This is a genomic window from Mangrovibacterium marinum, from assembly GCF_003046625.1.
Classification (GTDB): domain Bacteria; phylum Bacteroidota; class Bacteroidia; order Bacteroidales; family Prolixibacteraceae; genus Mangrovibacterium; species Mangrovibacterium marinum.
The window spans coordinates 126,810-149,952 of the sequence record NZ_QAAD01000005.1 but is presented as its reverse complement, the minus strand read 5'-3'; the positions used below and the strand labels follow the sequence as shown (position 1 = coordinate 149,952).

Annotated in this window: 21 protein-coding genes; 10 read left to right on the top strand and 11 right to left on the bottom strand. The window is 41.1% G+C overall.

Going from position 1 to position 23,143, the window contains the following annotated elements; all coding sequences use genetic code 11:
* Window positions 1–73: 73 nt before the first annotated feature.
* From C8N47_RS06400 to C8N47_RS06380, 5 genes are all read left to right on the top strand, one after another.
* Window positions 74–3,058 carry a type I restriction endonuclease subunit R gene (locus C8N47_RS06400; RefSeq protein WP_107821708.1) on the top strand — a complete coding sequence of 995 codons (2,985 nt, stop codon included), beginning with the start codon at window positions 74–76 and terminating at the stop codon, window positions 3,056–3,058.
* A gap of 226 nt (window positions 3,059–3,284) precedes the next feature.
* Window positions 3,285–3,941, top strand: coding sequence for a hypothetical protein (locus C8N47_RS06395; protein ID WP_107821707.1), 657 nt, complete (start codon window positions 3,285–3,287; stop codon window positions 3,939–3,941).
* A gap of 110 nt (window positions 3,942–4,051) precedes the next feature.
* Window positions 4,052–5,086 (top strand): macro domain-containing protein, encoded by a 1,035-nt coding sequence (locus tag C8N47_RS06390; protein ID WP_107821706.1) that lies wholly within the window; start codon window positions 4,052–4,054, stop codon window positions 5,084–5,086.
* A gap of 4 nt (window positions 5,087–5,090) precedes the next feature.
* The gene (locus tag C8N47_RS06385) at window positions 5,091–5,777 is read left to right on the top strand and encodes a hypothetical protein (RefSeq protein ID WP_107821705.1); all 687 of its coding nucleotides are present in this window, start codon (window positions 5,091–5,093) and stop codon (window positions 5,775–5,777) included.
* 6 nt (window positions 5,778–5,783) lie between these two features.
* Window positions 5,784–6,848 carry a DarT ssDNA thymidine ADP-ribosyltransferase family protein gene (locus tag C8N47_RS06380; RefSeq protein WP_107821704.1) on the top strand — a complete coding sequence of 355 codons (1,065 nt, stop codon included), beginning with the start codon at window positions 5,784–5,786 and terminating at the stop codon, window positions 6,846–6,848.
* 179 nt (window positions 6,849–7,027) lie between these two features.
* Here the strand turns inward: C8N47_RS06380 and C8N47_RS06375 are convergent, their stop codons facing one another.
* Genes C8N47_RS06375 through C8N47_RS06350 form a run of 6 tightly spaced genes read right to left on the bottom strand, consistent with a single transcriptional unit; the run spans window position 7,028 to window position 10,442 of the window.
* The gene (locus C8N47_RS06375) at window positions 7,028–8,002 is read right to left on the bottom strand and encodes a DNA-processing protein DprA (protein WP_107821703.1); all 975 of its coding nucleotides are present in this window, start codon (window positions 8,000–8,002) and stop codon (window positions 7,028–7,030) included.
* Window positions 8,003–8,024: 22 nt separating this feature from the next.
* Window positions 8,025–8,648 (bottom strand): amidophosphoribosyltransferase, encoded by a 624-nt coding sequence (locus C8N47_RS06370; protein WP_107821702.1) that lies wholly within the window; start codon window positions 8,646–8,648, stop codon window positions 8,025–8,027.
* Entirely contained in the window at window positions 8,629–9,258 is a 630-nt protein-coding gene (locus tag C8N47_RS06365; protein ID WP_107821701.1) for an HAD family hydrolase, read from the bottom strand. Before C8N47_RS06365 ends, C8N47_RS06370 begins: the two co-directional genes overlap by 20 nt.
* Window positions 9,259–9,305: 47 nt before the next feature.
* On the bottom strand, window positions 9,306–9,515 hold the full coding sequence (locus C8N47_RS06360) for a hypothetical protein (protein ID WP_107821700.1): 210 nt from the start codon (window positions 9,513–9,515) through the stop codon (window positions 9,306–9,308).
* Between the two features lie 11 nt (window positions 9,516–9,526).
* Window positions 9,527–9,973, bottom strand: coding sequence for a hypothetical protein (locus tag C8N47_RS06355; protein WP_107821699.1), 447 nt, complete (start codon window positions 9,971–9,973; stop codon window positions 9,527–9,529).
* A gap of 4 nt (window positions 9,974–9,977) precedes the next feature.
* Window positions 9,978–10,442, bottom strand: coding sequence for a hypothetical protein (locus tag C8N47_RS06350; protein ID WP_107821698.1), 465 nt, complete (start codon window positions 10,440–10,442; stop codon window positions 9,978–9,980).
* 677 nt (window positions 10,443–11,119) lie between these two features.
* Between C8N47_RS06350 and C8N47_RS06345 the strand changes: the two genes are divergently transcribed.
* The gene (locus C8N47_RS06345) at window positions 11,120–11,662 is read left to right on the top strand and encodes a helix-turn-helix transcriptional regulator (protein WP_107821697.1); all 543 of its coding nucleotides are present in this window, start codon (window positions 11,120–11,122) and stop codon (window positions 11,660–11,662) included.
* A gap of 113 nt (window positions 11,663–11,775) precedes the next feature.
* Here C8N47_RS06345 and C8N47_RS18660 read toward each other — a convergent pair whose 3' ends face one another.
* Window positions 11,776–12,054, bottom strand: coding sequence for a hypothetical protein (locus tag C8N47_RS18660; RefSeq protein WP_146161445.1), 279 nt, complete (start codon window positions 12,052–12,054; stop codon window positions 11,776–11,778).
* 780 nt (window positions 12,055–12,834) lie between these two features.
* Here C8N47_RS18660 and C8N47_RS06335 point away from each other — a divergent pair.
* The 4 genes from C8N47_RS06335 (at window position 12,835) to C8N47_RS06320 (ending at window position 19,240) form a co-directional block, all read left to right on the top strand.
* Window positions 12,835–14,064, top strand: a complete 1,230-nt coding sequence (locus tag C8N47_RS06335) for a hypothetical protein (RefSeq protein WP_107821695.1) — start codon at window positions 12,835–12,837, stop codon at window positions 14,062–14,064.
* Between the two features lie 13 nt (window positions 14,065–14,077).
* On the top strand, window positions 14,078–14,662 hold the full coding sequence (locus tag C8N47_RS06330) for a condensin complex protein MksE (RefSeq protein ID WP_107821694.1): 585 nt from the start codon (window positions 14,078–14,080) through the stop codon (window positions 14,660–14,662).
* Between the two features lie 104 nt (window positions 14,663–14,766).
* Entirely contained in the window at window positions 14,767–18,381 is a 3,615-nt protein-coding gene (locus tag C8N47_RS06325) for an ATP-binding protein (protein ID WP_107821693.1), read from the top strand.
* Complete coding sequence (locus tag C8N47_RS06320) at window positions 18,371–19,240, top strand: DUF7281 domain-containing protein (protein ID WP_107821692.1); 870 nt, start codon at window positions 18,371–18,373, stop codon at window positions 19,238–19,240. The genes C8N47_RS06325 and C8N47_RS06320 overlap by 11 nt, the downstream gene beginning before the upstream one ends.
* 423 nt (window positions 19,241–19,663) lie before the next feature.
* Here C8N47_RS06320 and C8N47_RS06310 read toward each other — a convergent pair whose 3' ends face one another.
* The 4 genes from C8N47_RS06310 to C8N47_RS06295 form a co-directional block, all read right to left on the bottom strand.
* Window positions 19,664–19,891 carry a tautomerase family protein gene (locus C8N47_RS06310; RefSeq protein WP_107821690.1) on the bottom strand — a complete coding sequence of 76 codons (228 nt, stop codon included), beginning with the start codon at window positions 19,889–19,891 and terminating at the stop codon, window positions 19,664–19,666.
* A gap of 94 nt (window positions 19,892–19,985) precedes the next feature.
* Window positions 19,986–21,185, bottom strand: a complete 1,200-nt coding sequence (locus C8N47_RS06305) for an NAD(P)-dependent alcohol dehydrogenase (protein ID WP_107821689.1) — start codon at window positions 21,183–21,185, stop codon at window positions 19,986–19,988.
* Between the two features lie 40 nt (window positions 21,186–21,225).
* Window positions 21,226–21,795 carry a DapH/DapD/GlmU-related protein gene (locus tag C8N47_RS06300; protein ID WP_107821688.1) on the bottom strand — a complete coding sequence of 190 codons (570 nt, stop codon included), beginning with the start codon at window positions 21,793–21,795 and terminating at the stop codon, window positions 21,226–21,228.
* Window positions 21,779–22,837 (bottom strand): MBL fold metallo-hydrolase, encoded by a 1,059-nt coding sequence (locus tag C8N47_RS06295; RefSeq protein WP_211316064.1) that lies wholly within the window; start codon window positions 22,835–22,837, stop codon window positions 21,779–21,781. The genes C8N47_RS06300 and C8N47_RS06295 overlap by 17 nt, the downstream gene beginning before the upstream one ends.
* Window positions 22,838–23,143 lie beyond the last annotated feature (306 nt).

Sequence of the window (23,143 nt, the reverse complement as noted above, 5' to 3'; positions counted from 1 at the left end):
TTTTTTTTGGATGGTTTGGAAGTATTAACAACAACCAGGCGATCATAGATTCGCATTGTAGATTGGAGTAATTATGGCAACAGGAATTAAAGAAATACATTTTGAAGCACATATTGAAAACTACTTGGTAAACGAGGTGAAGGAATATCATACCCTACCCCCTGCCGTGTATAACAAGGAATTGTGTGTAATTCCAAGCGAAATTATAGCCTTCATTAAAGATACTCAACCAGAAAAATACAAAGCACTCGCAGAACAATACGGAGCGAATGTAGACAACCAGATTGTCAGTAATGTTGCTCGTAATTTAAGCATGCACAAAACCTTGCATGTGCTGCACCACAAGATCAAAGACCGTGGGCAGGCGCTGGATTTAGTCTATTTTCAACCCGCCAACAATAAAACGCCCGAACACGAGGAGTGGTACAAAAAGAATCGACTGGCTATTGTTCGTCAATTGCAATACTCGAACAGAAATACTAACGAAATTGATATTGTTCTTTTCATCAATGGTATTCCGGTAGTTACCATGGAACTAAAGAATGCTTTAACGGGTCAAAACCATCACAATGCCATCAAGCAATACATGAAAGACCGTAATCCCAAGGGAGAAGCATTCCTGGAGTTTCAGCGTTGCTTGGTACATTTTGCAGTGGGCACCGAAAAGGTATTCATGACAACTCAGTTAAAAGGTGAATCGACTTTCTTCCTTCCCTTTAACCAGGGCTTGGATAACAAAAACGAAAATGGTTTTGCCACCGCCTATCTATGGGAAGATGTATTGCGAAAAGATTCCCTGTTGGATTTGATTCAGAACTTTATCAGTCTGCAAACGGATAAAGAAACATACTACGACGAGAAAACAAAATCGCTAAAAGAAAAATCCTCTACTAAATTGCTGTTTCCGCGTTTCCACCAGAGGCGCATTGTTAACCGCATGCTGGATGCTGTTCGTTTGGAGGGTATCGGAGGCCGCTATCTGGGGCAACATTCTGCAGGTTCAGGGAAATCAAACAGTATTACATGGCTGGCTTATCGTTTGTCTGGCTTTTATCAAAACTACAATGACGATAAAGCGCTATTCGACTCAACAATTGTTGTAACCGACCGTCGGGTACTGGATAAGCAAATTCAGGAAAATATTCGTCAGTTGGACGATACCCCTGGCGTTGTGGCATACATTGATGAACGTAAAACGAGTCAGGACCTCAAACAGGCGATTATCGATGGTAAACGTATTATTGTAACCACGCTTCAGAAATTCCCGGTAATTTCCGAAACCATAGCCAAACTACCGAATCGAAATTATGCCGTAATTATCGATGAGGCACACAGCTCGCAATCAGGCGATGCTGCCGGACATATGCGAAAAGCGCTGTCGCTCGAAGTGGCTGAAAAAATAGAAAGCGAGGAAAAATCACTGTCGGATATTATAGAAGAAGAAATCAGAAGTAAAGGAGTCCAAAAAAACATCTCCTTTTTTGCTTTCACAGCCACGCCAAAACCAAAAACCATTGAGTTATTTGGGACAGTAAAGGAGGATGGAACTAAAGAACCATTCGACATCTACTCGATGGAACAAGCCATTAAGGAAGGCTTTATTCTTGATGTACTAAAAAACTATACTTCGTTTAAGCGTTACTACAAAATCGTAAAGCGCAGCGAAATACCGGACAAGGAATACGAGAAGAAAAAAACAGTCCGTTTACTGGGTTCCTATGTCGATTTGCAATACCATGCTATCGAAAAGAAAGCCCGGATTATGATTGAGCATTTTGTTTCTCAAACACAAAACGAAATTCAGGGAAAAGCCAGGGCAATGTTGGTCACACGTTCCCGCCTCCACGCCGTTCGGTTTAAGCGCAAATTCGACGACATCATGCGTGAAATGAAATTGCCCTATGGTACTCTGGTAGCTTTCTCTGGCACAGTTCGTGACGATGAAACCGGCATGGATTATACCGAAGTAAACATGAATAACCTTCAGGGGAAAATAAGTATCCCGGAAGCGCTTAAACTACCGAAATACCGTATTCTGATTGTGGCCAACAAATACCAAACAGGTTTCGATGAGCCACTATTACACACTATGTTTGTTGATAAACAATTGGGCGGTACAAGTACCGTTCAAACCCTAAGCCGTTTAAACAGGACTACACGGGGTAAAGACTCTACGATGGTCCTAGACTTTGTGAACGATCCAGAAATGGTGCAGGAAGATTTCCAGCAGTTCTACGGGAAAAACTACATGGACGAAGAGCACCAAACTGACCCCAATGCACTTTATGATGTTCAGAATAAAATCGAAGGATATAATCTATTGTATCAAAATGAGATAGATGCCTTCGCCAATATCTTTTTTCGAAAGGGTGACAATTATGAGAAACTTCAACCCATTTTAAACGAGGTTTGCCGGAGGTATGAAGAGCAGTTGGACGAAGACCAGCAAAACGGGTTCAAAGCAGATGCCAAGTCTTTTGTCAAGCTATATCGATTTTTAAGAGGCATCATCACCTTCACTGATGTTGAGCTAGAAAAGTACTACGTTTTTCTAACCGCATTATTGAAGAAACTCCCCTATATCAAATCCAGTTTACCCTTGGATGTATTGGGAGAAGTGGAACTGCACAGTTATAAAATCCAGCATAAATACACCACGGACCTCGAATTGACGTCCGGCGACGGAAGTATGGAAGGAATGAAACCAGGTGGCGGAGGCAAATCCCCCGAAGATGAGCTGGACTTACTCACCAATATCATTAAGGTATTAAACGAGACTTTCGGCCTCGACCTGACCGATGAAGACCGAGTGGACTTCGAGCGGATGAAAGAAAACATCTACTCAAATGAAGAATTGATGAGTTTCTTTAATCAGCATAATTCGAAAGATAACATTCAGGAAAAATTCAATGAAGAAATTGACAGCGAATTACTGAACTTCATCAATACTAAACTAGAGTTTTACAACAAACTTTCCGAAGACAGAGCGAATACCATGTTTAAGCAACTTTGGTTTAATGAGTTGTATGATCGGAAAGTAAGAGGTGTAAGACTATAGAAAAAATAAGCTACGGATAAAATGAGATGTTTATTTATTACTCCCCAAATTAGATTTAAAATAAACCAACCGAATTTTAGTGCATTGACCAATACTACCAATAAATAACTAAAGAAATTATAATGACATTAAATAAATACTTATATCTTAGAATTCGATATAACGCAGCATAATAAGGCTGACCATGAATAAAACTTTTTTTTACTTACATTAATATAGTATTTCCATGTTTTTAAATAACTTTAATACCCCTAGACTTAATAAAAGAAGTATTGCTATTGTTAAAGACTTATACGATCAATTAACAGCAGGGAATGCTTATCCTAATTTCAAATTATCGTTCAATGATTTAGACGATGGAGGTAGTTCTTCCATCTCACTGTTGAATCCAACAACTCGGCGATGTGTTGTGAAGTATATGTTTTTTTCGCTACATCAAGAAGGTAATATTGAGAACATTGCTATCTATGGCGCCAATCTTCATGAATTTCACCAGACTATAAATAGATCTAAAAACATTTTTGGCTTTAAAGTTTTAGATATAAGTATCGAAACACAAAATACAAATGAGCCATTTGTTGATATCTATATTGAGCCGTATGGAGTTTCTGATGATGTTGAAATTTGGGATTTCGAAACGCAGGTTTCAATGGCGAATTTAGAGCGAGTTCGTAAAGTGTTGGAGAAAAACAAATATGGAAGAAAATATCGAGTGATTGATTTCAAAATGGAATTCCAGGGAGAACAAACCTATGCCGCAATAATACCAGAATCAGGAGCTGTGGTAACTCCTGTTGTTGTAGGTAATGAAACGAGTTTTGTGGCAACGGGTGACATCCCTGATGAAGAATTCAGGCTTTATTATGACAGTTTTGGAGGATAGGAACGAACATTAACAGTTGATTTAAAACTAGTTAAAACACATCTTCAGTAAATACAAATTGAGTGTAAAGAGAGTATAATCAACCTTTCGTAGGTTTAAAGCTAATCCAATTGGAAACAAGTCATATTTTTAACATTACAGAAATTCCCAGAAGTAGCTACAGACCCCTAAACTTAGAGTTTTATGGTGGAGATATTACCTCTGTATTTTCAGATGTCTTACTCACCTCGGCATTCCAAGGTAATTTTTATCCTACGCCGAATACTATATTAGGTCGAATCAATGAACGATTTGGAATTCACTTCTCCAACTTGCCCGAAAATGCAACACGATTAGGTGATCGATTGTTTGATTTTGGCAGTCCAACTACATCGTCGTACAAACGCCTATGGGTTCTGGAAATTAGTCAACTTGGGAATAGAGAGGGGCGCTCAACTGATTTATATAAGTCTATTAAAAGCCTTGAGAAACTGAATGAGGTAATTGATTATTTGGGAGTAAAATCGATCTCAATCCCTTTGCTCGGCACAGGTGCACAAGGGCTGAGCATAGAAGAATCAGCGATGTCTTTAATCAGCGTTGTGATTAAGTGGGCGCAAAACAGTTCTAGTTTGGAAACGGTACGCGTATTTGCATACAATTTACAGGCTGCTGCGAAACTCAACCAATTAATTGATACCTTTTTTGGGCATGAACAAAAGCAGCCAAGCTCCACATCAGTAGAACTGCTTAAGGCAAGCAAGCAAGAACTCAAGGAAAAAATTGGAGGATTTCACGAGCAATTACGCCACAATCTAGACGAGGTTAGTAATCTCCTCGATTCACCTAATCCATCTGTAAAAAGCATAGCTGTTGCTGGCAGGAACTTGGCAGAAACTTGCAGTGAAAATCTATTGAACATTTGGTTTCCAGAAGAAGATGCAAGTGAGCTTAATTTAAACGAACGTATCCAAATGATACAGGACAAGATTCGAAAAGAGAAAAGTTGGATGCTTTCGTATTTTCGATTACTGCAATCAAGCGGAAACATTGGTGCACATAGTTCAAGGCAAGTCCTGGACCTTGTTGATGCAACAGCAATTGTTATAGCTGTTCTTCGAATAGCTGAATACACGTCAGATCACATAAAAAATTATTTAAATTAAAAAGATGATTGAAAATAAAGCATTTCTCATATTACACAATGGTTTTCAAAATCTGATCAATAGAAACGGATCTCTTAATCTTGGTGATGTTGAAACAGAGGTAATTAATCAAGCATGTAGATATATCATTGAGACGTCAGATCGCTTAGCAACTGTTCACGATGTATCACAAATTGGCAATGTTATTACAGCAAACATGGTACATTACCAAACTGCTTCAGCATTCACAAGCGCTGCCGCGAGACTTTTCCCTGAACATTACAGGGAAGATGAAATTAACACAGGTATTGCTGGAATCATGAGCAACATTTCATGGGCTGGCATGTGGGACTTCTTAAGAGATTATTTTCAAAAGAATCATGGGGAAGCAATTGACAATAAAGTCAATGAGCCAACTATCTTTTATTCTGTACATCACGAACGATTCGAAGGACGTTTACCTGTTAAACCGGTTGATGTAGAGCGAAATATCAATATTGTATTCATGGACGATCGGCAAGATGTAATCGTTAGCATTGAACCAACCTTATCTCCTAAGAAAGCTCGCTTAGTTAATAAGGCAGATGATGTATATTCCTATAGAGGATACGATCCAGATTATCTCTTTCATATTCATTTTAACCATTTCGATGAAGTAGAACGCTTTGTTCTTGAATTGCCTAATAGAAGCATTAAGCTTGTATATACTTAAATCAGGATGGTGAAAGAAGAATCTGTCATTAGAAACGTCGAGTTTGTTCTTAATATTCTAACAGAAATTAGAATACTTTTAGACAATGCTATTTCGCAGAATGATTGTAAATCACTAAGTCATTTAATTGATCAGTACGATGAACTATTTTACAATGAAGACATAAAAAAATATGTGAAATACAAAATAACAGGTGTGGGCAATTCAACACATGCATTATTTTCCATGGATATGAATGGTCCTTATGCAAGGAAGCACATAACGCTTAGTCTTAGTCCTGAATTGGATATGATTGATTCTATATACAGTAACAAGCTAAGTGAGTTGATCATGTTCTTCAAATATTTGTTCTCGGCTGTAGAAAACTTGGCTATCTACCAAAATCAGTCTAAACTAACGAAATACCTCGCTGTTTTAAAGGAAATTGAGATTTCTATTCGGAACTTCATCATCCAACACACTCAGGTTAGTGAACAACAAGATGAACTTAATAGACTACTACGAAGCCAGGAAGAATATGAAAATCACTTGCGAACAAGTGGAGTTGTTTATAAATCTGAATCTGATTTAATGAGCTCTTTTTTACAGAAAAACGGTATCAATTCATTGTATCATTTTACTGACAGTCAAAATCTTGAAAGTATAAAGAATCATGGAGGCCTGTTCTCAAGGGCTTACTGCAATAACAAAGGCTTGCAAATAGCTTATCCTGGTGGAGATCAGTTTTCATGGCAATTAGACAAAATGAAAAACGCTACTAATTATGTGCGACTGTCATTTTGCAGGGAACATCCAATGAAATCAACTGTCATAGCAAAAAGGAGAATGAAAGATCCTGTTGTACTAGAAATTGACACTTCTGTAATAGATTTGATTGGCACAAAATTCTGTGACAAAAATGCATCTCGTTCAGACGCAATTATTAGGTATGATAAAGAGTTACTTAAAAATTTGCCCTTTCATCTTTTCAATAAGGATTATTCAATGCTAGGTGAATCCGAAAAAGAGGCATTTCAGGCAGAAGTCCTTGTTTACGAAAAGATTCCACTGGAATACATCAGAAATTTATAATGACTAGGTTCGAATGCTTATTCGATTTCTACCAAACTATAAAAACTCACTTGCAACATATTTATTCAACGCAACTCCAGTTTGTATGCAGTAGCAAATTAACTATTAACTAGCAAGTTTGTTAAAATGCATTTAATTGCTTTTGTAACCAAAGATTCAATTACCCGTTCTTTGATTTTTCAAAATAGGTTCGTTTGAACGTATCTCCCCTGCCCACCCAATGGTTTCGTCTTAATTATCTCACTGACACTTGGGGCAATGTTATTTGGATCAATAACACTAATATCTTTTTGTTCTTGTATCAACTTTCTATTTAAGTCAAATTGAGGATTATTCTCGTCAGCGATCTTGTCGTAAATCACAGCGCTAGGTATCGCATATTTCTTCGCGTATTCCATGGCAAGCCTTGAGCCGCTATCATTACCCAAATTATTTTTCGCATAGCTCGCCGTCAAGATTATACTATCGCTATAAAGAGCTTGCAGCCTATCCCGTTCTTGATATCTTCCTCCGAGTTCCATCTTCGATTTTGCTTCAGTGGAATATTCTGATATCAGTAGGCCCTGGCACTTTACTATATCATTAGCTAAATCTTTATTTGAGGCAGGCATGATGCTGTTTAAAGGGCCAGGAAGAATTGCAATTGTCTTTCCATTCGACCTAAGCGCTTGCTCATGTGCTATTGTATCGCATCCTAATGCTAAGCCACTCACAATGGTAGCACCTTCTGTTACCAATCTGGAGACTACCTCCCGCTCTAATTCTTTGATATTACCTTCCGGATTTAACAAGCCAATAACTGCCACATTTTTGTTGTCAATGCTTAAAAGAGATAAATCCCCTCGATAGAACAATAGAACTGGTTGTTCGCTCAACGTTACTTTTCCTCGGTATGGAGGGAACCCGGTGTCTCCAAGTGCAATTAGTCCATCAGCAAAGCCATCAAGCTTAAGAATCATTGTTTTAATTTGTTCCTTTTTAAACTCAAAACGACTTACCGTAATTTCGTCACTTTCTTTAGAGCCCTTATTCAATAATTCAACTAGTACGCGTGTCTTTTCATTCCCCTTTATGTTTTTATTAATCCAGGCGCGGCCAATTCCTTTAAAGGATTTTAAGGTCAAAATATTTAGAGCATTTTCTGAAAAAACCATATCTACTATCGTATTTGATTAATTAATATTTGCTGACCGTATAAGCAACTGCATAGAATGTAACTGAATTCGCACCTGCATTAAGCAGTGCTTGAATAGCATCTTCATCGATATTTACCGTTTTGGTGTAAATATCGTCAATAAGGAGGATATCTTTCCCAAATACACCATTTGAAATAGAACAAGTATCGCAGGTAATTCCAGGATAAGGCAGCGAGCCATCATTTATAATTCCATTAATAGGCAGACGTAGATGAGTCGTTTTTGTATTTCTGTTTCTAACTATATAATTCGTTCCATCCTCAAAGCCACCCAGATTCTTTGTAACATTCTGCACTGCAGATCGAAACAAAAGTTGGTCTGGGCGATAAACATTTTCTGCTTTTGCTCGAGGAACGACACACACAGTCATTGAACTCAGCATCAAAATATTTAGCATTACAGGTAAATCAAGCATTAAAATTGCTTCTAGTTGCTGCTTCGCTAATGCGACCTGAATCTCAGACCAATTATGGTGAGGATCATTTTTTATTTTATATAGGAAATTCGGATTCTCAGGATGTTTACAGCCGTAAAAATTAGTATGATGAAATCCATCAGTAGACTGTATCAGATAACTATTAGGCTTAATTGTAAACTGCTTCATAAGTGTTTTGGTTAATATCATCAGGTGATAAAATATTCGTAGAAAGTATTCCTGCTACAATCGCATTGTTTATCTCAGAGCGCTCATTTTCAAAAGCGATAATTTTCTCGGGGGTAATTTTTAATTTATTTATCGCATACGCATACTTATTTTTTGTAGGATTGCTGAGCCCTTGAAAAATCACTTCTTCAAAGTAACTCTCTAAACCATGGTATTTGAGAGTCAAATTGGTTCGATCCTCACAACTTTTAGTTACCAAAACTACTCTGTGGGTTTGATAATACTTTTTGAGAAGATCAACAACCACTGGAATAAGTGTCGTATGCGACAAGTAGTTTTTGTAGAAAACCTCTTTCATGGTAATAATCTGTTGCAGTTCAAACTGATTCAAATATGGCATCAGTTTTGCTATCACTGTTCTTGTTAACCTTAAATGTGGCTCCAACTTGATTATATTGCTTAGACCTAATACCTTCTGAATTGCATCCAAATAAGCCACATTGTTCGAATAGTCTGTATCAACCAATGTTCCGTCCATATCAAAAAAGAACACTGTATCCTTTCTAATTAAGTAATCTTGCCCTACGATTTCAGTTTTTATGGTTGTCATTCCAGATACGATTATTTAAATGTTAGTTGTATTTGAGATACTAATAGTCAGACTCGACCTACTGTATCTTTCAGAAAACTATAGACAATGTCGTCCAGGTGGAAGTCAACTGACGCCATTTTATTTTTTAAGGAAACCTTCTTCAAGAGATTTCCCTTGAAATAGTAATTAATAGCAATCACCTGCCGCTCCTCATTTAGGATTAATCGATATTCAAATCCTGCAACAGGACTAATTTTTGTCGCAATCTTCATCATATATTAGTCTTTTATATTATTCCTAGTGATTCAGCCCAAATCAAAATAGATTTTCGACTTTGTTCGAAATAGCAATTGTCCAACAGCGTGTTGATTTTTCTCAAAGCAGCTTCGCGGTCTATCCAATACTGACCTTTTGTAGCCGCATTCACCAACAAATCAACCAATTCCTTCGAAACAAGATCAACACATTTTTGACGAGAATAATGCACATTCCTTGGGACATTAATTTCTGCCACTAAGGTGTTATCGGCTTTATTCAAAACGCGGATTCCACAGAGGTAGGTGCAGCCAACACCTTCGGCTACTGCTTCAACAATTATAAGTCCGTCTAGCTCCCGAACTCCTGCTTGATAATTAAATCCAGACGGAGCCAAGTAGGAAGCTTGTAGCTCAAGTCCGTAGTTACCGCAGAGGTCAGAATTAGTATTGTTTATTGCTGGTAGATTATTATTCATGCTGTTAGGCTTTTAAGAATTTTTGTGTGTTATAGTTGAGCATATACCGTTGATCTTTGGCAAAGCCATTAACAATAATCGAACGCACTTTTTGCTCTACATGAAGTGGATTCAGACATAAGCCACCTTTGGCTGCAGATTCTAAAATAAGACTTGTGACTTTTTCAACAACCGTAGAAATGACAGCGTGTTTGCTGTAATAACGGCAATGGTAGGAAGAGTCAAAGACGAGCTTTTTATCCTGGATATTGACAATCTTGAGCCCGTTCAGAAAGGTCCAGGTATGACCAATACCAATATCGGCCAGGACAGCAAGTCCTTCAACAAACCAGATCGAGTTGAAGTAAGTATTGCCAGCCAGTGAAGTATATCCAGTACTGTTGAATGAATTCGCGATTTCTGAATAGTTGTAGTTTCCGGCTTTAGCGATTCCTACTTGTTGAAAGAGTTGAATTTCTTTATTCTGCATATCACGGTGTGTTTGATTACAGAACAAAGATTCACCGTACGAATGCAGCCTATATGCGCAGGTCAAAAAAAATTATTTAACCCAATGTGAAAGCTGTAATATAGCTCAGAAATAATAATGAGTAGGTAGATAATACCCCTGATTATTTTGGCAGGCAAGTCATGTATTTTGTTTTATCTATGGCTATATAAAAGAAAAAATCAGGAACATTAAACAAAAAATACTCTCGGACACGTTATGACTGAGGATCTTATTAGATTTGACTCTCAATTTATCGATGATTTTTAATTGGAAACTACATATAAGCAACCTAAGAACACATGTCCGACCGCAAAACCGTCCTTCGCTATTTTCACATTCTGAACAGACTCCGTAAATCACCGGCCTCATTCAAAAAAATTGATGCTTATCTGAGCCAATAGTCCGAATGGCAGGATGAGAACTTTAATGTTTCAAAACGTCAGTTCTCCCGGATTATAAAAGACATCAATTCCATCTTCGAGCTGGACATCGACTACGATACAAGCCGTGATGTTTACTTTATTAATGAGGATTCTGAGTCGGACATTACAAAACGGCGTTTGGAGGCCTTGGATACCTTTCATGCGCTAAAACTTGGAACAGCAACTTTCCAAATTGTGCATTTCGAGAAACGACATCCACAAGGCTCTGAATAATTGGCACCAATAATAGAAGCCATAAAAGAAGAAGTTCAAATTCAGTTCAGTTATCAGAAATTTTGGGATAACTTTTCCACCATAAGAACTGTTGAAGCATATGCACTCAAAGAATTTAAGAATCGTTGGTACTTGGTAGTAAAAGATACAGAGGACTGTAAAGTCAAAACCTTGGGGCTGGATCGCCTTTCCAATCTGGTAATTAAGACAAATGAATTTAAGAAGCCAAGCTCCTTCTCTATTGACGCCTATTTTCAGAATTGCTTCGGAATAATTACACCAGATGAAGGCGAACCGGAAGAAGTCGTTCTCTCCTTCCCTCTTCATCAAGGCAAATACATTAAAACGATGCCTTTGCACGAATCGCAGGAAGTATTGGAAGACAACGAAAGGGAAGTCAAAATCCGCTTGCGGCTATTTCTCACCTACGATTTCATGTTGGAAATTTTATCATGGGGAGATAATATAAAAGTTGTCAGTCCGGACAAACTGGTCTGTCAAATAAAGAATGTTTATCAAAACGCTTTAAATCAATACAAATAGAAATTGGCGCTAAATCAAAAATTGAAGTGTGAAAATGAAATTTTAGAATTGGACAATGAATTATTAAAAATTTACCCTTAGACAGACACTTCGTGCAGTACATCCTGAAATTATTATAAGCCACCAACAAGCCTGCAACGAGCCATCAACATTTGTTGCAGGCTCATATGTATCCATAGATAATGAACCCAAACAGAATACTTTGACCATTTTAAAAGAATAACATTTAAAACACTGACATTCAACGCGCAATCTTCATGAGATTTTGTTGCAGGCACGCGCAACAAGCCATCAACATTTGTTGCGTGCTCCAGCAACAAGCGGGAAATCACTAAAATTTGCGTTTCTATCCCATTCTCAATTTGGCTGAAAACACAAAATAAAGGCAACAAGCAAATTGGTTTTCAATTTCAAAACTTGCAGACGGAACATCCTCCTTTTTCTATCGTAAATTTGTTTGAAGGAAGAATAAATATTCCTCAAAAGCCAATAGCCATTTGCTTATCGTAAAACTTTAAAATATCAAATTATGGCAAAATCAAGTGGTCTTAAAGATGCACCCAGCACAACGGGGAATCCGTCTGGCAAAGGAAGAGGAAATAATCCTCCGAAATCAACAGGTGGATCAAAAAAATAGTTGAACGGAATTAATGAAATAAGGAAATTAGTCCGTATTTCCGTTTTTTAAGTCCGATTATTGGAATGAATATTTTAAGTTTACACTCTGAAAATGCAGTGTGCAAGTTCAGAGTGTAAATATTTTTTCTCCATGAACAGAAGCATTCAAATTAGTAAGTTGACATTCCTTACAATATCTTTCCACTTTTATTGCCAACTTTCCTGTCCCCTATTTGTCCCTCACAAAACATAGGACGCTGCCTATATGACTGACATTCAGCTGTGTATATTTTGAGACGATTTTCTGTATCGGGAAGTAGCCACCCGTCATCCAACGCGATCGGCTCATGCTCCAAGCGCATTGCCACAATAGATCCGCCTGGCAACAAATAATGCAACTGGCTTTGTTTTAATTTGGTTTTCCACCTTTGTGTTGCAATCAATAAGCAATGTTTCTGTGATTAAATCAAGAAATCACTATTTTCGGGCTTCGATTAATTATAATCGCTAACCAAAGCCGATTGCTTCGGAATTGGTTTCGAAAGCAAATTGGGATGGCAAAATTCGAGAAAATTGAGGAACTGATCGGTGAGCTAAACAAACACAAAAAGTTGTTTGCAGCCTTATTTGATAAGCGGATGTTTCCGATTCAGGAGGAAATGATACTACCGCTGGTCGATCACGACACCGAAAAGCTGGAACGATTGGCAGCCTACAACCTCTTGGTCAGAGGCCAGTCGCAGGTTGGTCTGGAATCGCGGCTACAGGAGTTCTTCGAGGAGTTTCTGGAGGTCGACGAAACCGTTCACGTGCTTTATATTCAGGAAAACCTGAATCAAATTAAAGCGAACCAATCGTACTATCTGAAAGAAAATCAAGCGATAAAACGTGAGCAGTACCTGACCAAAATCAAAAAACATTTGCGGCGGATTGATCAGGTGACGCTGCAGAATGTAAAAACGCTCCGCAACAATACCGATGAAACCTATAAAACGGAAATCAACTTCGACATTAAAAAGGAGAAGTTAACCGATATCAGAACTCAGCGTGATGCGCTGGAAGGCGTCATCAAGGCTGTTGAGCGAATGATTCAGGACGATCTTTTCTTCAAAACAGCAACCGACGCTGAATTACAGCTAATCATACACCGGTTGCGCTTAACCTTAAATGATAGTGTGCACAACTTGATTGAAGTTCAACAGCAGATTATTGAATATCTCAACCACATTGAGAAAAGGGTTCAAATTGTCGACAAAGTTCTTCTGCTGAAATCATTGCGCGACAAGCACTACCTGAAAGAGCGAACGAATTTTTACCAGTTGGCGGCCCAAAATGCCGACATTCCAATCAGCCAGGCTGAAAGTTTTCGAACCCGTCTTGCGATCGAATCGTTGGGCAGCGATGAAGAACGGCAAAAGCTGATTTTCAAAGTTCGCGATAAAATGAACAACCGGAAGTTGCTGGCTCAGAACAAAGCAGGGGCAATCTCCGATGAAGCTTTTGAGAGCCGGGAACAGATCGAAGAATCGTTCAACCTGAACAGCTTAAAACAGATTTTTCTGGGGAAAAGTCAGGACCTGTTTTCATTTACCATGCAGCACCGCTTCAACAACGAAGTATCGCCCCAACAGCGCATTCAACTGTATTGCCGCCTGGCCTCCTTATTCGAGTCCGAGTTTACTTTTTCAGACCAAACCGGAACCTACGAAAATTTGGAATACGCCTTGATTTATCCGGCAAGTGTAACAACTGCGGGTTTCGCACAGCCACGGCGCAACGATTAATACCAATCACGAAATGAATAACCGAACTTCCGAAATTTTTGAAATACTGAGCAAAGGAAACTTCATTTGCTCCAACGCTGTCGACAACCAACAGCGCTATTTGTACACTTATCTCGAAGAGCATTTTGACGATTTGGAACCCAAATTCCGGGAAATCGGATTTCAACTCGAGGAAGGTAATAATTACTATTATTTTTCCCGGTTCAATGAGAGCAATCCCAATGTGGAAAGTAAAATTGAAAAAGCCCTTCGTTGGCTGGACATCCTGGCCTTCTTTACCACCTTTCGGAAAGACTTGTGCCGGGGCGCCCGCTTTAAGCCACTGGATATCCTGAACCAGGTGGAAATTAACCTTCCGATGAAGGAACAGTTGCAAAACCTTCGAAAAAAGACGGTCGCCGGAAAGAATTACCAGGAGATGCTGACCGACTTGCTGAAGGAAATGCAAAAAGAAGGCTTTATCGACCTGGAAAATGAACTTGAACAAACATGGAAAATCCTGGACTCGTGGGATTACCTGGAAAAAATGGTGACAGCGGTCAATATTCAGGACGAAAATGAAGCCAACGCCAACCCAGCCCAAAATTCCGGGAACTAAACAGCGTTTGTTTTGTCCGCAAACGAGACAAAAATCGCATTAAGAAGATAGCGAAAAAGAATACCAGAAACAGAAAATCAACGAATTAAAGGTCTATATTCAGCATGAATCAGCTCAACCGAATCGTCTTAATAAACAGCGCGAAAGTAGATTTCCACGAAATACAACTGGATGGCAATATTCACTTTATCGGCACGCAGGGAACCGGTAAAAGCACCCTGCTGCGGGCCATCTTGTTTTTCTACAATGCGGATACCCGGAAACTAGGGATCTCCAAAGAAAAGCTCCCTTTTGCCGATTACTACTTCCCCAACACCGATTCGTATATTATTTATGAAGTTCGTCAGGCTGAACGAAACTTTTGTGTATGGCTGTATAAAAAGCTAAACAGGCTTTGTCTCCGATTTATCGATGGCCCTTACAGTCGCGAGCTTTTCATTCAAAACCACCAGGCTTTGGCCGAAACCGAGATCATCGCCAAAGCAAATGGTTTGGGCTACAAAGTACAGCGGCCAATCTTCAACTATTCGGAGTACCGCGACATTATTTACGGCGCCAATAAAGGGATGAGTCGCTTTCAGCTGCTGCACAACCCGGCCTACCAAAACATACCAAGAACAATTTCAAACATCTTCCTGAACTCCTCGCTCGATGGCGGATTCATCAAAACAACCATCATCAATTCGCTGAGCGACGAGCAATTCGAGCTGAATTTGGATACCGAAAAACACCATATTGAGACGGCAAGAAGTGGCTACCAGGATGTGAATGAGTTTTTGAAACACGAAAAGAGGGCTCATAATATCGTTGAATTTTATGATCAGCTTCTGTCCATGGAGCAGGAACAGAAAAAGATAGCCTGGGAAATTGGTGCCGCCTACAACCAGGCCCGGGAACAAGAACGCCTGTCGAAGGACAGCTTTGCCGTGGTTGCGGAACAGTTGAAAAATCAACAGGATAAGATAACCAAAATTGACGCAGACCACCGAACCGGCCAAAGTCGGGTGCAAAACAAGCTGTCGGTCGTTATTGCCGACATTAAGAAAGCCAACCGGCTGGCAAAGGAGTACGCAGCGCAAAACATCGAACTTGTTTTAGCTGAAAACGATAAAAAGGCGGATTATGTAGCCGGCTTGGCGCAGGCCAATGCTCAACTTGAACTGCTGACTGCCAATCTGAAAGATGTGGAAAGTCAGTTTCAAAACGAAAAGCAGCGCCTCGAAAATCAATGCCAGTTACAGATTATCGATTTTAAAAACTCAAAGGCAACTGAGAGCCAGCAAATTCAAGATAAAATCGCTGCCCTAAACCGGAACTTTTATCAGCACAAGGAACAGTTGACCAAGGAGTACAACCAGGAAAAAGAAAAGTTGAACCTCCAGAAAACAGAGCTGGAAAAACGAATAGCGGAGGTGCAGTTCAAAATAGAAAATATTTCCCAAAAGCAGTTTTTAGAGGAAGAGCTCAAAGCTTTGCAGCAGAAACGACAGGAGTTCGAAAAGTTGAAAGTGAAGTCCAAAGCACGCAAAAAACTAGCGGAGTCCACCCTCATAAGCACGCAAAAAGAGGGCGAGAACAAAGTTGAACTCCTTGAAACCAAAGGCAGTCAACAGCGTGAAGACTTCAAGCGACAAAAGAAAGCGCTGGAGCTTCAAATCGAACAAATAAACACCGAATTGCAGGCGCTATCCGGTTCCTTAGTCGAATTTCTGGACTCGAATCATCCGGCTTGGGGACAATCAATCGGGAAAATCGTTTCAAAAGAAATCCTGCTGCACAACAACTTAAACCCCACCCTGAGCGACGGTAATAACTGCTACGGCTTAAACCTGAATTTGGAAAATCTGGATCCGATCCGCCTGTCGAAAACGGACTTGGAAAACAAGCTGGCTCCCCTGCAACAGCAACTCGCCGAACAGAACAAAGCGATTGAAAAACAGCTCATCGATCTGCAAGATCAAAAAGACAAACTTCAGAAGAAATACAACAAACAGATTTTGGACCTAAAGCAGGAAGAAAAAGAATGTACTCTGGAAGTTGAAAAAAGCGAGACCGGCATTGAGAAGATTGGATTGGATATCAATCTGCTGAAAGAAAAAGCAGCGCTGCAAAAACAGGAAGCACAAAAGCAGGAAGAAGCCCGAAAGCATCAACTGGAAGTTGACAAAAAGGAGATCAGCGAACTTCTGTCAAATCGGGATGAGCAGCATCACAAAATCGTCAGCAATTTGCAAGCGAACACCAATGCCGAGGAGAAAAAGCTGAAGGCTAAACTCATGGAACTAGTTGAGCAAATTAACATTACCGAAGCACGGATCAAACAAGAATTTCAAAAGCAAATAAACGAGCTGGAAGCGAAGCGCAATAAACTGCTGGAGGAAAAAGGCATCGACACCACCGAAATTAAATCGCTGGAGGAAAAGGCAAAAACATGGAAAGCGAAGCTCGATAAAATTGAGAAAAATCTACAATTGGTTTTCAACTACCAAAAAGACTGCAAAGACTACATCGACCGCCTGGCTGAATTTCAGCAAGCCAGAAAAGAATTGGAAGCGAATTTGGAGCATGCTGCGAATTTGTTTGCAAACCGGATGGAGAAGGAACAGGCGATACTGGCCGATTTTAGCAAGCAACGCGACGAACTGAAAATGCGTCTGGCCGGGTTAACGCGCGAACTGGAGGCCTTCAAATTATTCAGCCAAAGTCAGACTTTTGAAGAGCTTCGGAACTTCGTGGAGCATCATGATCGCGCAGACCACTGGAAATGCGACGAAAACATCCGTAAGCTGACAAATTTGGCGCTGGATTACGAGAAGAAACAGCATACCCTCACGGCAAAAATCACCGAATTTGCAGGCTATTTCAATCCAAACAACTGTCTGGGATTTGAAACAAATCTATCGGGGAACAAGCAATTCAGAGCTTTTGCCGGAAACCTGAAAGAATTTGTTCGCGAACAAAAAATTGTCGACTATAAGACCGAGGTAACACGCAAATATGCGATGGTGTTGGCCAATATTGTCAACGAGACCAACGAGCTGCTCAGGAAAGAAGAAGATGTGCAAAAAGTCATTCACCGGATCAATGCAGACTTCCGCAAATCCAATTTTGTGGGCGTTGTAAAAAGTATTGAGATGCGGATTCAGGAAAGCTCCAACAAGCTGATTCAAATGCTTCGCAAAATCAGAAATTTCCAGGCCGAGAACCACCTGAATTACGGAGAAATCAATTTATTCAACCAGGATCAAGCCGGATCGAATGATACCGAAGCCGTGAAATTGCTGGAAAACCTGCTTCAACAGATCGGACAAGCCAAATCGAAGGCAATCAGGCTGGAAGATGCCTTCGACCTTGAATTTAGGATTCGGGAAAATGAAAACGACACAAATTGGGTGAGCCGCCTGGCAAACGTTGGCTCAAACGGCACCGACGTACTGGTCAAATCGATGATATACATCAACCTGCTCCACATCTTTAAAACGAACGGTTCAAAAGCACAAACCGACGCAATGCTGCATTGCTTAATTGATGAAGTTGGTATTTTGCACGACAGCAATGTCACGGGCTTAATTAGCTTCGCCGGCGAGCGTAATATCCGCTTGATCAACGGATCGCCAAACTCGCATAACGAACAGGATTACAGGCATATTTATATGTTCCGAAAGAACCGCCAATCAAACAAAACAGGAATCACAAAGCTGATTAGTCATGAACTCTAAGCCAATCCCCTTATCGTTCGCCCGATGCCTGCTGCGTTTGTCGAAAGGCGAAATACTGAAGGCCAGCGAGATAAAAGCCAAAAGCTTTTTAAAGCCATTTACCGACGACGGAATCATCCAAAAACTTCCCGTTGCCGGTCGCCGGGTGACTTATGCCTGCTCCGATCCTCAAAGCCTCCGGGTGTATCTGGAAGTACAACACGGCATTTTATCGTTGGAAAACTATCTAGCCAGTTTCGAATCGGCCAGCATGGATGGCGAGGGCTCACTTGCAGCATCAAAGTCAACAAAAACATTTCGAAGCCAAAGCTTACAAGGCTTTTTTATCAAAGCCTTTAACTCGGGGCTGAAAATCGGAAATCAACCGGTATCCCCCGCGCCCGAAGGAATAGAACTCTTTGTGTGGCGACCGGACTTGTTACAAGTATCCCCGGAGGCATTGATTGTCGGAATCGAAAACCCGGAATGCTTTTTGAAATTTGACCGGTTAATCAAGCTTTTTCCCCAGAAGGAAATCGTAGTCGTTATGCGCTACCTGAGCCACAGCTCCAACCGGTGGCTTCAAACCATCCCGAACAACTACCTGCATTTTGGCGATTTCGATCCTGCCGGTCTCAGCATCTACATTCGTGAATTTCGGGACCTGCTCCCCGCCCACCGTTGCCGCTTTTTTATCCCCCCGGATATTGAAAAGCTTATCTGCGAATATGGAATTGAAGCACTTTACGACCAGCAAGCACATCTTCTCGATTCAATCGACCTTCATCTTTATCCCGAGATTGAACAGCTTGCCCAACTCCTGAGCGCATATCGCAAAGGACTTGAACAGGAACGCTTGTTGTCGGTATTTCACCTTTAATCGTAAAAAATAATCGCCGGTTATTTGCCTTTATCCGATCCAGAAGTTTGGATCATCGGCAACCATCAATTCAGACTTCGGCCTACTCAATAGCCTAACAGGCTACGCCAAATTGAAGTTCCGCGCGGCGTGCCGAGACCTAATGAGAGTCAAAATTACCTGCAAAAGTAATAAATTCGGATTCATTTCCCCGGAACTGTCTGCTTTGAAGTCTGACGATGGCGAAGGCTCCCTGGAAAATGTCTTTCGGCGAGAGTCGATGAATGCTATGGTACCAGGCCGCCAGATCATCAAGTGGCTTTCATTTCGATGGAACGATAGCCCAAAAATCTGTGATAGCGATCATTACAGCATAATCGAAAAATTTTCAAATTTCATTTCTGTTGGAGATTGCCGGAATCAGCAGGCTATACCGGGGCTGTATCAGATGGTATATCCCGGCTCTTTATAAAGAATATCCTTTCGGCCGATAATCTCCGTCGGATAAACCTTGTTTTTCCATTCCCCGAAGGTAAAATCTTCAATGGTCACCGAATAAGATTCATCGCCATAACCGATGACGCTCTGTGCTGCTTTTACAACTTCTTCTGCTAATTTTTGCTTTTGCTCTTCGGTTTTTCCTTCGAGCAATTTAATTTGAAAATGGGGCATCGCTGATTCCTTAAAAACAGCCTCCCGGGTTAGCAGAAGGCTGTTTGATTATTTCCTTGTTATTTTTCAATACCAACCTAAAATATGGCGCCGGTTAAAATGTTGCAGCATCAATCACATAGCGGTAACGGGCCTCTTTGTTAATCACTTTCTCCCAGGCTTCGTTGATCTGATCGGCACTGATTATTTCAATTTGGGGATGCACCTGATTATCGGCACAGTAATGAACGACTTCCTGCGTTTCGGGAATACCGCCGATCAGGGAAGCATTAAAATTAACCCGGGCAAACGCCAGCATGAGGTTGTTAATGGTAATTTCGGACCGAACAGGCATGCCCACAAAGGTGAATGTTCCTCCTGGTTTCACACAGATGATGTAGGGCGCAGCATTAAACTCGTAAGGAATTGTGCTGATCATATAGTCCAGCGTTTTGGCGTAAGCCTGTAAACTGCTCAGATCGTTGTTGACAACAATAACTTCTTTTGCGCCAAAGGATTTAATATCATCCACTTTATCGGCAGTCGTGGTAAACGCGTACACTTCGGCTCCTTTTGAGACTGCCAGTTTAACAGCCATGTGCCCCAGTCCGCCAATACCGGCAACACCAACTTTATCGCCAATTTTGAAGTTGGCTTTCATCAAGGGTGAATAGGTTGTAATACCGGCACAGAGCAAGGGGGCAGCCTCCTGCAGGCTGATGTTTTCGGGAATGTGGACCGCAAAATGATCCCGCACAACAAGGCTGGAACTATATCCGCCCTGGCTGATTCCTGTTGGCGACGATTTTTCGGGAAAACCATAAGTAAACACCGTTTCACCCTTGTCGCAAAATTGCTCCTCGCCATGCTTGCAGCTGTTGCACTCCATACAGCTATCCACCATGCAGCCAACACCGGCGCGGTCGCCCACCTTAAATTTGGTAACATTTTTACCAACCGCTGCTACAATACCAACAATTTCGTGCCCGGGCACCTGCGGGTATTGCTGCGGTCCCCAGTGCCCCTTCATTTGGTGAATATCCGAGTGACAGATACTGGCGTATTTCACATCAATCAGGATGTCATTGTCTCCCACTGCACGACGTTCGAACGCCCAGGGCCGAAGCTTTCCTGATACATCAAAGGCGGCATAGCCTTTCGATTTAATATTCTGTTCCATATTTGTTGAATTTGAATTGTTGGCAAACAACGAAGCCGGATTGCTCATTAATACTGAAGCACCGGCGCCAGCCAAAGCGGTCTTTTGAATAAATTCCCTCCTGGATTGTTTTTTGCGTGATAAATGATCATTCATAACTATTCTGTTTTAGTTTTTCAATGTTGACTATTTTAGTTTAAGGCAGATACTTCAGGACTTTTGCCGGGATTCCACCGACAACCGTATTGGCAGGTACATCTTTGTTCACCACTGCTCCGGCAGCTACCACCGCATTTTCGCCCACGGTAACACCAGGCAAAATAGTTGCCCCTGCCCCGATCCAGGCACCATTGCCAATGACAACAGGCCTCACCAGTAACGCTTTTCGTTCGGCCGGATTTACCGGATGTTCTTCGGTAATAATATTCACCTTGGGGCCAATCAGCACATTGTCGCCAATGGTTATTGTGCCCATATCGAGCATTGAGCAGAGATGGTTGATGTAAACATTTTTGCCAATTCGCGTGAACCGGCCGATGTTCACATGAACCGGTATTTGAATTGTTGAAGTTGAATCGAGTGGCTGGCCGGTAATTTCGCCCCATTTTAAACGAACTTTGTCAACATCGGCCGTTGCATTCAGCTCAAGCAGCAGCTTGGTTGTTTGTGCCGCAGCTTCGCCGATCTCCTGGTATTTCTGCTCAGTAAAACTTACGGCTTCGCCTGATTGCAGGCGTTGAAAAATATTTTTACCCTCTTGTTTCATCGTTCCACCATTTTTCAAATTGTTGTGTTGAATCATTCAGCAAAACAGGCGCTCCAATCATAGGAGTCAGCACAGAAATACCTGAATCGGTATGGTTCTCGATTACCTTATTTAGTGGTTCATCCCAGGGATGATTGGCTAAAGCAAACTTCGAATTGTGAACCGGTAAAATACACCTTGCCTGAAGTTGCGTGGCCGCGTCAAATAGCTTTTCGGGCAACAGATGGATCAGGTTCCAGTTTTGGTCGTATTGCCCTTGTTCCAGAATAGCCAGGTCGAAGGGGCCGTATTGGGTTCCGATTGTGGCAAAAAAGTCATCGTAGCCGCTATCGCCGCCGATATAAATATTGAAAGAAGGCGTCTTCAACACAAACGAGGCCCACAGGCTCTGATTCCGTTTCAATCCGCGGCCGGAAAAGTGCCGGGCAGGTGTTGCGGTTAATCGCCATCCGTCATCCAGCTTAGCTGCCTCGTACCAGTCCAATTCGGTGATGATTGATGGATCGAATCCCCAATACTCAAAATGTTGCCCAACCCCCAAAGCACACACAACCTGCCCGGTTTTTTGCTTTAAGTCCATTACTGTTTTGTAATCCAGGTGATCCCAGTGGTCGTGCGTAATGATTAAATAATCAATGGACGGAAAATCATCGGCAGTGTAAGAACTTGTGCCTTTAAAAGCCTTATTCACGAACGAAAAAGGCGACGCATAAGCACTCAGCACCGGGTCGATTAAAAATGTTTTGCCGGCTAAACGAATAAAGTACGACGAATGGCCAAACCAAATCAAAACATCCTCCTGCGGATTCAAGGACTTAAGATCCGTTTTGACCACCGGGATGGAGTCGACAGGCGATAAGCGGGCTTTGTTGCGGAACAAGAAATCCATCATCATCTTAATTCCGCTATCCTCGGTTGTGAGCATCGGTGTTTCGTGCACGTTTCGGAACTCGCCGTCAACATAATTGGGTGACTTTTTAATTCGTTCCAGCCGTTCGCCCTTGGGTGATTGCCCAAATTTAGTTTGATTTAATATTGACATACCGGTTACAGTTATCAGAATTACGATTACGAATAAAATTTGAATTAGTCGCATCATGTATAAATCGGTTTTTCGTTGTTTTCCACCTCCATTCAACCGGGGTCGTATTGCTCAATAGCGGTTCCTTCATTTTACTGATTCACAACAACACAACATTCCCTGCAAATTACGGAATCGCCCCGAAAACGTTTTGCCTTGCCTGGCGGCCTATCGGCACAACGTGCACCATCCGGTGTTTACCGATGCGAGAGACTGCACTGACGCTGCAAATTTTAGTTATTGCTGATCTTCAGAAATTCATGTTGC

What these genes read in the sequence shown, in the direction of transcription:
- C8N47_RS06375 (WP_107821703.1), bottom strand. Translation starts at nt 8,002, where the DNA reads ATGGTTTTTTCAGAAAATGCTCTAAATATTTTGACCTTAAAATCCTTT.
- C8N47_RS06330 (WP_107821694.1), top strand. Translation starts at nt 14,078, where the DNA reads ATGAATAACCGAACTTCCGAAATTTTTGAAATACTGAGCAAAGGAAAC.
- C8N47_RS06395 (WP_107821707.1), top strand. Translation starts at nt 3,285, where the DNA reads ATGTTTTTAAATAACTTTAATACCCCTAGACTTAATAAAAGAAGTATT.
- C8N47_RS06365 (WP_107821701.1), bottom strand. Translation starts at nt 9,258, where the DNA reads ATGACAACCATAAAAACTGAAATCGTAGGGCAAGATTACTTAATTAGA.
- C8N47_RS06325 (WP_107821693.1), top strand. Translation starts at nt 14,767, where the DNA reads ATGAATCAGCTCAACCGAATCGTCTTAATAAACAGCGCGAAAGTAGAT.
- C8N47_RS06380 (WP_107821704.1), top strand. Translation starts at nt 5,784, where the DNA reads ATGGTGAAAGAAGAATCTGTCATTAGAAACGTCGAGTTTGTTCTTAAT.
- C8N47_RS06320 (WP_107821692.1), top strand. Translation starts at nt 18,371, where the DNA reads ATGAACTCTAAGCCAATCCCCTTATCGTTCGCCCGATGCCTGCTGCGT.
- C8N47_RS06300 (WP_107821688.1), bottom strand. Translation starts at nt 21,795, where the DNA reads ATGAAACAAGAGGGTAAAAATATTTTTCAACGCCTGCAATCAGGCGAA.
- C8N47_RS06355 (WP_107821699.1), bottom strand. Translation starts at nt 9,973, where the DNA reads ATGAATAATAATCTACCAGCAATAAACAATACTAATTCTGACCTCTGC.
- C8N47_RS06310 (WP_107821690.1), bottom strand. Translation starts at nt 19,891, where the DNA reads ATGCCCCATTTTCAAATTAAATTGCTCGAAGGAAAAACCGAAGAGCAA.
- C8N47_RS06385 (WP_107821705.1), top strand. Translation starts at nt 5,091, where the DNA reads ATGATTGAAAATAAAGCATTTCTCATATTACACAATGGTTTTCAAAAT.
- C8N47_RS06360 (WP_107821700.1), bottom strand. Translation starts at nt 9,515, where the DNA reads ATGATGAAGATTGCGACAAAAATTAGTCCTGTTGCAGGATTTGAATAT.
- C8N47_RS06295 (WP_211316064.1), bottom strand. Translation starts at nt 22,837, where the DNA reads ATGTCAATATTAAATCAAACTAAATTTGGGCAATCACCCAAGGGCGAA.
- C8N47_RS06350 (WP_107821698.1), bottom strand. Translation starts at nt 10,442, where the DNA reads ATGCAGAATAAAGAAATTCAACTCTTTCAACAAGTAGGAATCGCTAAA.
- C8N47_RS06335 (WP_107821695.1), top strand. Translation starts at nt 12,835, where the DNA reads ATGGCAAAATTCGAGAAAATTGAGGAACTGATCGGTGAGCTAAACAAA.
- C8N47_RS06400 (WP_107821708.1), top strand. Translation starts at nt 74, where the DNA reads ATGGCAACAGGAATTAAAGAAATACATTTTGAAGCACATATTGAAAAC.
- C8N47_RS06305 (WP_107821689.1), bottom strand. Translation starts at nt 21,185, where the DNA reads ATGAATGATCATTTATCACGCAAAAAACAATCCAGGAGGGAATTTATT.
- C8N47_RS06370 (WP_107821702.1), bottom strand. Translation starts at nt 8,648, where the DNA reads ATGAAGCAGTTTACAATTAAGCCTAATAGTTATCTGATACAGTCTACT.